The sequence below is a fragment of the Paracoccus sp. AK26 genome (genome assembly GCF_011801365.1).
In the GTDB taxonomy this organism is placed as follows: domain Bacteria; phylum Pseudomonadota; class Alphaproteobacteria; order Rhodobacterales; family Rhodobacteraceae; genus Paracoccus; species Paracoccus aerius.
Genome location: NZ_CP041045.1, coordinates 286,618 through 299,515, shown reverse-complemented (window position 1 = coordinate 299,515; position 12,898 = coordinate 286,618). Strand labels below are relative to the sequence as shown.

Below are 12,898 nucleotides of genomic sequence, written 5' to 3'. Positions count from 1 at the left end.
GCGCCTATCGCAACTCCTGTCCCAGCGGATGGATCCTTCGCCGCAGGCGGCCGCGCCTGCCCCAGGGCGCCGCAGCCATCCTGAAATAAGGGTTGAGTGCCCGCCGCAGCCCCGATAATGCAGCCAGACAATTTTTATCGGGATTGGACGACGATCATGCGGAACATGCGCCCCCGGCATCTGGCCGGCATCGCCCTTGCGGTCCTTGCGGCCCCGGCCGTGGCCCAGCCGACCAGCTATCCGCTGGTGATCGAGAATTGCGGGCAGCAGGTGACCTTTACAAAGGCGCCCGAGCGCGCGGTGGCCCTGGGCCAGAACAGCGCCGAGATCCTTTTGCTTCTGGGTCTCCAGGACCGCATGGCCGCCACTGCCTTCTGGCCGAACAAGGTGCTGCCCGACCTGGAAAAAGCCAACAGCCAGGTCGAAGTCCTGACTGTCGAGTTTCCCACGCTGGAGGCGGTGCTGTCCAAGCAGCCCGACTTTGTGCCGGCCATGCTGTTGACGCTGATGGGTCCAGACAGCAAGGTCGCCAAGCGCGAGGATTTCGAGGCCCTGGGCATTCCGACCTATCTGTCCCCCAGTGCCTGCTCGACCGCAATGGATGCGAACGACGCCTATGGCAGCCGGGACGCCCTTTGGACCATGGACCAACTTTACCGCGAGATCGACGACATGGCGCGGATCTTCGATGTGGCCGACCGTGGACAGGCGGTGATTGCCGACTTCAAGGCGCGCGAGGCCGCCCTGCGCGCCGAGTTCAAGGACCGCGAGGATCTGACCTTCCTGTTCTGGTTCTCCAGCCCCTCGCCCGCCGATGACGCTTATCTGGGCGGCGGGAACGGCCCTTCGGGCTATATTGCGGACATCCTTGGCGGCTCGAACGCGGTCAAGACCGAGGCGGAATGGCCGACGCTGGGCTGGGAAGGCATCATGGCGGCCAACCCGACGGTGCTTGTCGCGTCGCAGGTGGACCGCAACCGCTGGGACCTGGACAATGCCGAGGCCAAGATCGCCTACCTGACCTCGGACCCCACCGTCAGCCAGATGGAGGCCGTGAAGGCCGGACGCATCGTGGTGATGAGCGGGGCGGCGATGAACCCCAGCATCCGCACCCTTTACGGCGCCGAGGAAATTGCCCGCCAGTTGAAGGCGCTTGACCTGCCGTGACCGATATCGGCCAAATGCGGGGCGGGTCCGGCTGGCTTGCGCTGTTCCTGGCGCTCGTGCTGGGCGTGCTGGTCCTTGCCGTCGCCCTGGCGGCGGCGATCGGGGATTACGGCATCGGCTTGGGCACCGTCTTCGCGGCGGTCACCAACGGGCTGGGCCTGACCCATGTCGATATCCCGCCCATCGAGCAGAGCGTGGTCTGGGACCTGCGCCTGAGCCGCGCCCTTGTGGCGGCGCTTGCCGGGGCTGGCCTGGCCATCTGCGGCGCGATCCTGCAGGCGCTGCTGCGCAACGCCCTGGCGGAACCCTTCGTGCTGGGCGTCTCGGCCGGTGCCTCGACCGGGGCGGTGGCGGTGATCGTGCTGGGCATTGGGGCGGGCGGGCTGTCGCTGTCGATGGGCGCCTTTGCCGGGGCCTTTGCGGCCTTTGCGCTTGTTGCGCTGCTCTCGAACGGGGCGACCAGCGGGCCGAACCACACCATCCTGGCCGGTGTCGCGGCCTCGCAGCTGTTCAACGCGCTGACCTCGTATATCGTCACGACCTCGGGGAATGCGCAGCAGGCGCGGGACGTGATGTTCTGGCTTCTGGGCAGCTTCGGCGGGGTCCGCTGGCCGGATTTCCAGCTTCTGCTGGTCGTGGTGGCGCTTGGGCTGGCAATCTGCCTGCTGATGGCGCGGTCGCTGGACGCCTTCACCTTCGGCGACGAGGACGCGGCGGCGCTTGGCGTGCCGGTCGGGCGGATCCGCCTGATCCTGTTCGCCGTGACCGCGATGATGACGGCCACCATCGTCAGCATGGTGGGCGCGATCGGCTTCGTGGGCCTGGTCGTGCCCCATGCCGCGCGCTATGTCGTGGGGCCCATGCACATGCGGCTGCTGCCCGCCTGCGCGGCGGTGGGCGCGGTTTTCCTGGTCCTGGCAGACATTGCGTCGCGCACGGTGGCGGCGCAGCAGACGGTGCCCATCGGCGTGGTCACGGCCCTTGTGGGCGTGCCCTTCTTCACGTTGATCCTTTACCGCTCGCGGCCCCAGGGATGAACGTGGTGGCCCGGAACCTGGTCTGGGGCGTGCGCCGCCGGACCATCGTGCAGGACGTGTCGCTGTCGGTGGCCGAGGGCGAGGTGCTGGGCCTGATCGGCCCCAACGGGTCGGGCAAGTCCTCGCTTCTGCGGCTGCTGGCCGGGCTGCGGCGTCCGGCCTTGGGCCGGGTCGAGATCGGCGGCCGCGACATCGCCCACGTGCCGCGCCGGATGCTGGCGCGACAGGTGGCCTTTGTGCAGCAGAACGCGGCAACCGACACCAATGTCTGCGTCCGCGATGTGGTGCGATTGGGACGGACGCCGCATCGGTCCGCCCTGTCAGGATGGTCGGCTGCGGACGAGGCGGCGGTCTCGGCTGCGCTTGCGCGGGTTGACATGTCGGGTCATCAGGCACAGCCCTGGCAAACCCTGTCGGGGGGCGAACGCCAACGGGTCCATATCGCCCGCGCCCTGGCGCAGACGCCTCGCGTCCTGTTTCTGGACGAGCCGACCAACCACCTGGACATCCACCACCAGATCGAGATCCTGCGCCTGATGCGCGACCTGGACCTGACCAGCATTGTGGCGCTGCACGACCTGAACCTGGCCGCGATGTTCTGCGACCGGATCATGGTCCTGCAAGCAGGCGCCGTCATTGCCTGCGGCACGCCCGAGGAGGTGCTGACCCCGGCGCTTCTGCGCGCGGTCTTCCGGGTCGAGACCGAGGTGACGCCGTCGGGCCGGCCGGGACAGCCCCATATCCGCTTCACCGCGACCTGAGGGTTTCCGCAATCCTGCCGCCATCCACGGCCCTGGCCGCACGGTCCGCCGCGAAGTGCTTGAAACATCTCGGCAGGGTCTGATACTCGCAGGACAGGGCTGCCGGGCAGCTGTCGCATTTCCAAAGAGGCAGTCTTGGCCCGAACGAAGTCCACCACGGTCAAGGATGTCGCTGCCGCCGCAAATGTTTCCCGGGCCACGGCGGCACGGGCATTGAACGGCTATGGCTATGTGGGCAGCGAGGCGGCCGAACGCGTGCTGGAAGCCGCGGCACGGCTTGGCTATCGTGGCAACCGGGTGGCGCAGGCGCTGCGGCAGGGGGGCCTGCCGATCATCGGCTTCGTGCCGGGGGACATCCAGAACCCGTTCTTCGCACGCGTGGCCCATGACATCGACGTCGCCGCGCGGGGCAGCAAGCACAACCTGCTGATCGCCAGCAGCGAAGAGGATCTGGAGCAGGAACGCGCGCTTCTGGACAACCTGCGCGCGCTGAACGTCCGCGGGATGATCGTGGCGCCCGCCTCGGCCAACGACAACCTCCACCTGGCGCGCCTGGTGCGCGAGGGCACGCCCATTGTCCTGATCGACCGGGTGCTGGACGACCTGCCCTGCGACAGCGTCGCGGTCGACAACGAGGGCGGAGCGCGCGAGGCGGTCGAACATCTGATCGCCAACGGCCATCGCCGGATCGCCCTGATCCACGACGACGCGCGCATCGTCACGGCGCGCGACCGGCAGGCGGGCTATGTCAAGGCGCTGCAGGCCCACGGGCTGCCGGTGGACCAGCGGCTGATCGCCGTGTCGAGTTCGACGGTCCAGCATGCCATCGACGCCACCATCCGCCTGTTCAGCCAGCCCGAACGGCCCACCGCGCTGTTCACGGTGGACAGCGTGATGACCACCGGCGCCTTGCTGGCGCTGCGGTCGATCGGCCTGACGATCCCCCGGGACGTGTCGCTGATCGGTTTCGACGACTTCGACCTCGCCACCTTCACCGATCCGCAGATCACGGTGGTCGCACAACCCGTGGGCAAGATCGGGCCGGTGGCGGTCAAGATGCTTCTGGAACGCATCCGGGGCCTGTCCGAGCCGCCCCGCCACGTCCGGTTCCAGACCCGGCTGATCTGCCGCGGTTCCGTGTCGCGGATTTTCCGCCCGGCCTGAAATTTCCTCTTGCCAGCTTCGAAGCGCTTGCTCTACTCATTGTGAGACCGATCTCTCAACGCCTTCCGTCGATCTGTGAGATCGGTATCAGAATCAGAATAAACAGGTTCCGGAAGGTTTTCCGGAGCGCCCGTCTTGGACGGCTCAAGACGCTAGAACACCGGGAAAACCGGGCAACAACGCAACAGTGGAGAATCAGGATGCAACGGTCATTACGGTCCATGACGGCAATCTTCGCCGCTACCTCGGCCTTGGGATGTGCAATGGCGGCGGCGCAGACCGAGATTGCCGATCCCTCGGCCCCGGCCCAGCACGAGGGGCAACTTACTGTCCTGACCAAGTTCGGGATGCAGCGCCTGGCGCCCTATTTCGAAACGCTGGCCCGGCAATATGAAGAAAAGAACCCCGGCGTCACCATCGAGCTGATCCAGGAAGACGACGACAGCATCAAGGGCAAGACCAAGACCCTCGTTGCCTCGAATTCGGTCCCGGACATCTTCTTTTCTTGGACCGGCACCTGGGGCGGAAACTTCATCCGCGGCAAGCGGGCCGTGGATCTGACGCCGGTCGTCGGCGCCGATAGCGACTGGGGAAAGACCTTCGCGCCCGCCGCCGTGGACGCCTTTGTCTATGACGGCAAGAACTATGGCATCCCGCTTTATCTCGACGCCAAGTTCATGGGCTATAACAAGACGATCTTCGCCGATCTTGGAATCGCCGAACCCCAGGATCTCGAGGCGATGCTCGCCGCCTGCGACACGATCAGGGACGCGGGCATCACCCCCATCTCGTTCGGCAACAAGGAAGCATGGCCGGGGATCCACTATCTGGGCCAGCTTCTGGCCTACAACGTCCCGCGCGACGTGCTTGAACGCGACTTCGATCCCGCAACGGCCCAATACGACCATCCGGGCTATGTCGCGGCATTGGACCAGTTCGGCCAGATCCTGGAACGCTGCACCATTGGCGCGGGCGTGAACGGGGTGTCCTATCAGAACGCCATCCAGGATCTCAGCGACGGCCGCTCGGCCATGTACTACCAGGAGATCATCGAGTTCGACAACGCGGCCTCGGCCAAGACCAAGCTGCAGCCCCAGGATTTCGGGTTCTTCCCCTTGCCCGCCCCGAAGGATGCGGCGGGCGATCCCAAGGCCCTGGAAGGCGCGCCCGAGGGATACATGATCAGCACCGCCTCGGCCAATGTGCCGCTGGCCCTGGACTTCATGAAGTTCGTGACGACCGTGGACAATGCCAAGCTGCTTTCGGCGCCGCCCTTCGGTCAGCCAAGCGCGGTGGTCGGCGGCAGCGACCCCGCGCAGATGAGCCCCGCCGTGGTGGAGGGGCTGCAGAGCATCGCCGAGGCCTCGTATCTCATGCAATGGCTCGACACCGTGAACCATCCGCGCGTCGCGGCTGCATGGCTGTCCGGCCTGCAGGCCTTCATCGGCGGCACCATGTCGGCCGAGGACGTCGTGACCCAGGTCCGGGACGCCGCGGCTGCGGCGGGCTGAAGAATCATGGCCGCCACCTCTCAGATCATTCGGAACGGCAGCGTCGCGGGCGCTGCCGCCCCCCGCCTCGCGATCCCGCAGAGAAGGCGGCTTGAACCGCGAAAGCTGGCAGGCAGGCTGCTTGCGCTTCGCTGGATCGCCCTGGCGCTGATCATCGTCGGCTGGTTCGTCTATTACCCGATCGTCGACAACTTCCTGGTCAGCACCACCAACCAGGACATCTTCACCGGCGAGGTGACGCATGTCGGGCTGGACAACTATCGCAGGCTGGCCGACGATCCGGTCGTGCTGACGGCGCTGTGGAACAACACGGCCTATGCCCTGCTGTCGATCCTGTTCCAAGTCTTCGGAGCCTTCTGCCTGGCCTCGATCATCGAAGGGCTGCGGTCCACCCGCTGGCGCAATTTCTGGCGCGCGGTTTATTTCGTGCCCTCGGCCATCTCGACCACGGTCACGGGCCTGTTGTTCTATTTCATCTACCAGCCGAACATCGGCATCCTCGACGGACTTCTGACGGGCCTCGGGTTCGAGCATCTGTCGCGGGTCTGGCTGGGCGACGAAGGCACTGCGATCTATGCCATCATCGCGATGAGCCAGTGGCAAGGCTTCGGCTATTCGACGCTGCTGTTCACCATCGCCATCCAGAAAATCCCGCGCGAGCTTTATGACGCCGCGCGCATGGATGGCGCAGGTCCGCTGCGGCAGCTTTGGAACATCACCTTTCCCCTGACGCGCGAGATGACGGGCATGATGATCATCGTGACCATCACCGGCGCCTTCCAGGTCTTCAACGAGGTGATGGTGATGACCGGCGGCGGCCCGAACAACTCAAGCCAGGTGCTTGGCACATGGCTTTACCAGCAGGGCTTCATCCAGAACGACATGGGCTATGCGGCGGCCATCGCCTCGGTCGTATTCGCGGTCACGATGCTGGCAGCCTCGGCGCAGCTCTGGCTGACCCAGCGGCGGAGGGTTCAGGCATGACGGCGGCGTCCTCGCGCAGTTTCTGGGCCGGCATGAGCCAGGCTTTCCTTTGGGCGCTTCTGCTGTCGGTCGGCGTGGTCGTCGTCTATCCGCTGCTGTGGATGGCCCTTGGCGGCTTCAAGTCCAACAGCCAGATCTTCGAACAGCCCTTCGCGCTGCCCTTGCAATGGTCCTTCGCGAACTACCTGTCCGCATGGCAGGGCGTCCAGGGCTACATGGTCTCCAGCCTGCTGATCACGGTGGTCTCGACCGTCACGACCGTCTTCATCAGCGCTTGGGCCGCCTTCGGCCTGACCCGCACGCCGATGCCCGCCAAGCCGCTGGTCACCGCCATCGTCCTGGGCGGCATGATGCTGAGCCCGACCGTCGCCCTTGTGCCCCTGGTGCGGATGCTGCAATCGCTTGGCCTCTATGACACCCACTGGGCGCTGATCATCCTCTACACGGCGTTCCGGGTGCCCTTCACCACCTTCCTGATCCGCGCCTACATGCTGGATCTGCCGCGCGACTTGGACGAGGCGGCGATGATGGACGGCGCGAATCCGGGGCAGATCTTCCGCCGGATCATCCTGCCGCTGTGCCGCCCGATCATCATGTCCTGCATCGTCCTGCACATCCTGTTCGCCTGGAACGAATATCTTTTCGCGATGATCTTCACCAACAACCCGTCGGTGCAGACGCTGCCGGTCGGCCTCACCTCGATGATGTCCAAGCAAGGCACGGACTTCGCACAGGTCTTCGCAGCCATGACGATCTCGGCCCTGCCCATCGTCATCATCTTCTTCCTGACGCAGCGGTATTTCATCCGCGGCCTGACCGAAGGGATCGGCAAATGAACCCGCCTTCTCGTCGCCTTTCGGCCGATCAGCTGATCGGCGCCAACTTCGGCTTCCAGCACCTTCCCCTGTCCGAGGCGGCCGAGGCCATGCGCGGCTTCGGGATGACCCGGATCGAGCTGTGGGGCATCGCGCCGCATCTGGACCTGTTCCGGGCCGACGATGCCCGCATCGACGGAATCGCCCGGATCCTCGACGACAGCGGCCTGCGCCTGCACTGCCTGACGCCGGAACAGGTGGTCTATCCCGTCAACATCGCCTCGGGCGACGACGCCTACCGGCAGGCCAGCATCGACCTGTTCCGCCGGGCAGCCGACATCTGCGCGCGGCTTGGCGGGCAGTACCTGTTCCTGACCCCCGGCCGCGGCTTCGAGAACGAGCCGCCCCAGCGGGCGTGGGACCGGTCGGCCCAAGCCCTGCGGATGATCGCCGACCATGCCGCCGACCAAGGCCTGCGCTGCCTGCTGGAGCCGTTGCAGCGCCGCGAAAGCAACATCGCCCACAGCGCGCAGGATCTGCGCCGCCTGCTGGAGATGGTCGGGTCGGACAAGGTGGACGTGGTGCTGGATACCGTGGCCATGGCCTGCGCGGGGGATACGGTGGCCGATTACCTTTCGCTGTTCGGCGACAGGCTGGCCCATGTCCATGTGGTGGACGGCACGCCGGCGGGTCACCTGGTCCTGGGCGACGGCAGCCTGCCGGTCCTGTCCTGGTTGGACGACCTGGCGCAGGCCGGTTATCGCGGCACGCTGACCTTCGAACCCTTCGGCGACGGCAGCTATGCCCTCGATCCGGTCGCCGCCTGGACAAGGAACATGCTGGCCATCGCGCCCCATCTTGAACCCGTGGAGGCGTTGACGTGACGCTTGACCTGATCGCCGTGGGCGACAACTGCCTGGACGTGTATCTGTCCAAGGGTCACATGGCAGTGGGCGGCAACGCGCTGAACGTCGCGGTCCAGTGGCGCCGGCTGGGTCTGGCGGCCCGCTATCTCGGAGTCGTCGGAAAGGATGCCGAAGGCGACATCATCCTGGCCGCTCTTGGGCAGGCGGGGCTTGATCCCGCAGATGTGGAACGGCGCGACGGCAGCACCGCCGTGACCCTGCTGCAAGAGCAGGGGGGCGACCGGCGCTTCCTGCTCGAGGATCTGGGCGTCGGCCTGGGCTATGTCCCGGAACCCGGGCGCAAGTCCCTGATGATGGCGGCGGACTGGGTGCATCTGGGCACCAACACCCCGGTTTCCCTGGTCCAGGATCTGGTGCGGTCTGGTCGGCCCTTCAGCGTCGACCTTTCTACCCGGCATGACGCGCTGCCCCTGGACGGGGTTCCGCTGGCCTTCGCCTCGGGTCCGGAACGGGCCGACATCCCGGTCGAGCCGATCCTGGCCGCCTTCCGCAGGCGCGGCGCGCGGCGCACGATCATGACCTGCGGCAGCAGGGGCGCCTATCTGGACGACGGTGTCGGCGTCCGCCATGTCGCGGCCTGGGTCGTCGATCCGGTCGACACCTGCGGGGCGGGCGACAGCTTCATAGCTTCGTTCCTGGCGGCATGGCTGAAGGGCCTGCCGGACGACGATGCGCTTCTGGAAGCTACCGCCGCCGCCGCCGCGACCTGCCTTCACGAGGCGGGCTATCCCCAGACGCTGGGCCGCATCCCGTCCTGGCTTCTTGAAAAATATGCCGATGTCATCGCGTCCGCAGAGGTGCAGGAATGACTGTCTTCAGTCTTTGGAAACCGACAATAGCCGCCGATGCGGACCGATCGTTCTGGCTTCAGGACATCGGGGCAAAGCCGGCGACACAGCCCTTGGCGGGCGATCACGACTGCGACGTGGCCATTGTCGGCGGGGGCTTCACCGGCCTGTGGACCGCGCTGCGCCTGAAAGAGCAAAGCCCCGGCCTGAAGGTCACGATCCTCGAGGCCGACCAGTGCGGCGCGGGTGCCTCGGGGCGCAACGGCGGTCAGGTCCATACCTGGTACGCCGAACTTGACCTGCTGACCCGTCTGGTCGGCGAAGGCGAAGCCCTGGCACTGTGCCGCGCCACAGCCGATGCGGTCGAGGAGCTGGCGGCCCTGCAGGCCTCGGGCACCATCGACATGGACCTGCGGCTGGACGGCTGGATGTGGACCGCCAGCTCGACCGCGCAGGAAGGGGCCTGGGGCGCGGCACTGGCCTTGTGCGACAAGACGGGGACAAACCCGTTCCTGCCCTTGGCAGCGGCCGAGATCCGCAGGCGGACGGGATCGGACGCATCCTATACAGGCATCGTGGAACCGCGTGCCGGGACCGTGCATCCGGCCAAGCTGGCGACGGGCCTCAGGACGCTGGCCCTGTCCCGTGGCGTGACTGTCCACGAGGGGACGCCCGTGCTGGCGGTCGAATCCGGCCAGCCCTGCACCCTGCGCTGCCCCGGGGGTCGGGTGCGGGCGGCCAAGGTGGTGCTGGCCACCAATGCCTGGGCATCCGCGATCCCGGAACTGCGGCGCTACATGTATGTCGTCGAAAGCCAGATCGTCGCGACCGAGCCGGTGGGCGCCACGCTGGACCGGATCGGCTGGACCGGCGGCGAATCCATCTGCGACGCCCAGTCCCATGTCCTTTATTACCATCGCACGCCGGGCGGGCGGGTCATCTTCGGCCGGGGCAGCGGGCTGATCGCCTATGGCGGCAGGATCGGCGCCCCCTTCAACCGCCGCCCCGAAGGCGCAGCCGACAACATCCGCGAACTGGGTCGCGTCTATCCCGAACTGGCGAACGCGCGCATCGACCATGACTGGACAGGGCCGATCGACTGCATGGCCGAACATCTGCCGGTCTTCGGCACGCTTTCCGGCTGCCCGAACGTCTTCTTCGGCGTGGGCTACAACGGAACCGGGATCGCGCAGACCCCCGTCGGCGGCCGGATCCTGGCCAGCCTGGTCCTGGGCAAGGACGACCGCTGGAGCCGCAGCGGCCTTGTCGGCCTGACCCGCCGGACCGCCCTTCCGCCCGAGCCGATCCGCTATCTGGGCGCGCGCGCGGTGCGCCACGCGATCCGCATCCGCAACGACCTTGAAATCCAGAACCGCAGGGCCGGGCCGCTGGTCCGCTGGCTGTCGGAAATGACGCCGGGCCGCTGAACCCACGGGGGCAACAGGCGCAACCGGCACCACAGGAAGGATAATGGGATGGCCGAACTGAGGCTGAGAGACATTCGCAAGAACTACGGCACCGTGGAGGTGCTGCATGGCATAGATCTCGACATCCGGTCGGGCGAATTCGTGGTCTTCGTAGGCCCCTCGGGCTGCGGCAAGTCCACGCTGCTGCGGGCCATCGCCGGGCTCGAGGATATCAGCTCGGGCGAGTTCCGCATCGACGGCGCGCTCATGAACGACGTGGCCCCGTCGCAGCGCGGCATCGCGATGGTGTTCCAGTCCTATGCGCTTTACCCGCACATGACCGTGTTCGACAACATGGCCTTCGGGCTGAAGATCGCAGGCTTCCGGAAGGACCAGATCGCCGCCCGCATCCGGCAGGCCGCCGAGATCCTGCAGTTGACCCCCTATCTTGACCGCTATCCCCGCGCGCTGTCAGGGGGGCAGCGCCAGCGTGTGGCGATCGGGCGGGCCATCGTGCGCGACCCCAAGGTGTTTCTCTTCGACGAGCCGCTGTCGAACCTGGACGCGGCCCTGCGCGTGGCCACCCGGATCGAGATCGCGAAGCTGAAGCAGGCGATGCCCGGCGCCACGATGATCTATGTCACGCACGACCAGGTAGAAGCCATGACCCTGGCCGACCGGATCGTGGTCCTGCGGGACGGCCGGATCGAGCAGGTCGGATCGCCTGTCGAGTTGTACCGTCGGCCCGCGAACCTGTTCGTCGGCCAGTTCATCGGCTCGCCCTCGATGAACGTCCTGGGGGGCACGCTTGCCCGGACGGGGTCTGGCACCCGCGTCGAGCTGGATGCGGGCTTCACGGTTGCCGTTCCCATTCCGACCGAGGCGGCCATGCAGGGACAGCGCGTGCATCTGGGCATCCGCCCCGAGGATCTGCGGCCATGCTCCACGGACCCGCTGTTCCGCGCGACGATTTCCCTGGTCGAGCAACTGGGCGAGGTTCAGTTGACCTATCTGGACCTGCCCGGCCTTGCCGCGCCCCTGATCGCCAAGCTGCCGGGCCACCTGGACCTGCACCCGGGCCGCGACATCGGCCTGACTGCCGAGGCCGCGAATCTTCATCTTTTCGACCGGCACGAAAACGCGATCCGCCCAGCGGAAGCCGGGCACAAGGTCGCAGTGCCCGCGGAATGACCGGGCTGTCCCGCCATCCCTTTCCACCTTTCCCAATCTGAACTGAAGGAACCGACATGTTCAACTTTGACGAAGCCCGCTTTCTCCGCATCCAGAAGGGGGCCGTCGATCTGGCGCCCCGCATCGACCACGAAATCGGCGCCGCCATCGCGGACGGCGCCCGCAACCTTTACTTCCTGGGAACAGGCGGCGTCGCCTATCTGATGGAGCCGGCGGTCCAGCTTCTGCAGCGCAAAAGCAGCTTTCCGGTGTTCAAGGACTTCCCGGCCGAACTGGTGTTGACCGGGTCCGCGAACCTGACGGACAAGTCCATCGTGGTCATGCCCTCGCTGTCGGGAACGACCCGCGAAAGCGTCGCGATGCTGAACAAGGTCAAGGAAGTGGGCGCGAAGATCATCACCCTGATCGGCCATGCCGACACGCCGCTGGGGCTTGGCGGCAATCCGGCATTGGTCAATTTCGCCGAAGACGACACCTCGTCCGAATCCTTCTACCTCCAGTCGCTTCTGGTGGCCTTGTCCGTGATGAAGGCCAAGGGCGAACTGCCCAACTACGACGCCCTGGTGGCCGAACTGGCGACCGTGCCCGCCGCGCTTGTCCAGGCAAAGGCCGCTTTCGAGCCCCGCGCCGAGGAGTTTGCCCAGATCATCGCCGGATCGGACTATCACATGTTCACCGGCGCAGGGAACATGTGGCCCGAGGCGCTGTACTATGCCACCTGCATCCTCGAGGAGATGCAGTGGATCCGCACCCGGCCGGTCCATGCCTCGGACTTCTTCCATGGCCCGCTGGAACTGATCGACACGGGCGTGAGCCTGGTCCTGTTCCGCGGCGAGGATGCCTATGATCCCCTGGCCGTCCGGGTCGAGGAATTCGCCAAGCGCTATACCGACAAGCTGACGGTCATCAACACCGCCGACTATTGCCCCCGCGACCTGTCGCCCGAACTGCGCGCGCTTCTGTCGCCCGCCTTCATGGCCACCCTGATGGAGCGGCTGAGCGCCTATCTCGAGGTAATGCGCGACCACCCGCTGGTGACGCGCAGGTATTACAAGCGCGTCGCCTATTGATCCCGCGGTCATAGGTCAGCACGCGGCCCCGCGCCCCTTCCGGCGGCGCGGGGCCATGATCGTTTGCCTAACGGCGCG

Annotated in this window: 12 protein-coding genes; all 12 read left to right on the top strand. The window is 66.4% G+C overall.

The window, feature by feature from the left end; genetic code table 11:
* Positions 1–165 precede the first annotated feature (165 nt).
* The 12 genes from FIU66_RS17190 to FIU66_RS17135 all read left to right on the top strand — a co-directional run bounded on the left by FIU66_RS17190 (position 166) and on the right by FIU66_RS17135 (position 12,820).
* Positions 166–1,167, top strand: coding sequence for an ABC transporter substrate-binding protein (locus FIU66_RS17190; RefSeq protein WP_167624106.1), 1,002 nt, complete (start codon positions 166–168; stop codon positions 1,165–1,167).
* 14 nt (positions 1,168–1,181) lie between these two features.
* Positions 1,182–2,204, top strand: a complete 1,023-nt coding sequence (locus tag FIU66_RS17185; RefSeq protein WP_167624274.1) for an iron ABC transporter permease — start codon at positions 1,182–1,184, stop codon at positions 2,202–2,204.
* Positions 2,201–2,965 (top strand): ABC transporter ATP-binding protein, encoded by a 765-nt coding sequence (locus tag FIU66_RS17180; protein WP_167624105.1) that lies wholly within the window; start codon positions 2,201–2,203, stop codon positions 2,963–2,965. Before FIU66_RS17185 ends, FIU66_RS17180 begins: the two co-directional genes overlap by 4 nt.
* A 135-nt stretch (positions 2,966–3,100) precedes the next feature.
* The gene (locus FIU66_RS17175) at positions 3,101–4,129 is read left to right on the top strand and encodes a LacI family DNA-binding transcriptional regulator (protein WP_167624104.1); all 1,029 of its coding nucleotides are present in this window, start codon (positions 3,101–3,103) and stop codon (positions 4,127–4,129) included.
* Positions 4,130–4,329: 200 nt separating this feature from the next.
* Positions 4,330–5,640, top strand: coding sequence for an ABC transporter substrate-binding protein (locus FIU66_RS17170; RefSeq protein ID WP_167624103.1), 1,311 nt, complete (start codon positions 4,330–4,332; stop codon positions 5,638–5,640).
* A 6-nt stretch (positions 5,641–5,646) separates the two neighbouring features.
* Complete coding sequence (locus FIU66_RS17165) at positions 5,647–6,624, top strand: carbohydrate ABC transporter permease (RefSeq protein ID WP_167624102.1); 978 nt, start codon at positions 5,647–5,649, stop codon at positions 6,622–6,624.
* Positions 6,621–7,460: a carbohydrate ABC transporter permease gene (locus FIU66_RS17160; RefSeq protein WP_167624101.1), complete on the top strand. Its 840-nt coding sequence runs from the start codon at positions 6,621–6,623 to the stop codon at positions 7,458–7,460. Before FIU66_RS17165 ends, FIU66_RS17160 begins: the two co-directional genes overlap by 4 nt.
* On the top strand, positions 7,457–8,323 hold the full coding sequence (locus FIU66_RS17155; protein WP_167624100.1) for a sugar phosphate isomerase/epimerase: 867 nt from the start codon (positions 7,457–7,459) through the stop codon (positions 8,321–8,323). Before FIU66_RS17160 ends, FIU66_RS17155 begins: the two co-directional genes overlap by 4 nt.
* The gene (locus FIU66_RS17150; RefSeq protein WP_240544816.1) at positions 8,320–9,174 is read left to right on the top strand and encodes a PfkB family carbohydrate kinase; all 855 of its coding nucleotides are present in this window, start codon (positions 8,320–8,322) and stop codon (positions 9,172–9,174) included. The genes FIU66_RS17155 and FIU66_RS17150 overlap by 4 nt, the downstream gene beginning before the upstream one ends.
* Entirely contained in the window at positions 9,171–10,580 is a 1,410-nt protein-coding gene (locus FIU66_RS17145) for an FAD-binding oxidoreductase (RefSeq protein ID WP_167624099.1), read from the top strand. Before FIU66_RS17150 ends, FIU66_RS17145 begins: the two co-directional genes overlap by 4 nt.
* A 48-nt stretch (positions 10,581–10,628) precedes the next feature.
* Positions 10,629–11,750 (top strand): ABC transporter ATP-binding protein, encoded by a 1,122-nt coding sequence (locus FIU66_RS17140; RefSeq protein ID WP_167624098.1) that lies wholly within the window; start codon positions 10,629–10,631, stop codon positions 11,748–11,750.
* 56 nt (positions 11,751–11,806) lie between these two features.
* On the top strand, positions 11,807–12,820 hold the full coding sequence (locus FIU66_RS17135) for an SIS domain-containing protein (RefSeq protein WP_167624097.1): 1,014 nt from the start codon (positions 11,807–11,809) through the stop codon (positions 12,818–12,820).
* The last annotated feature ends 78 nt before the right edge of the window (positions 12,821–12,898 follow it).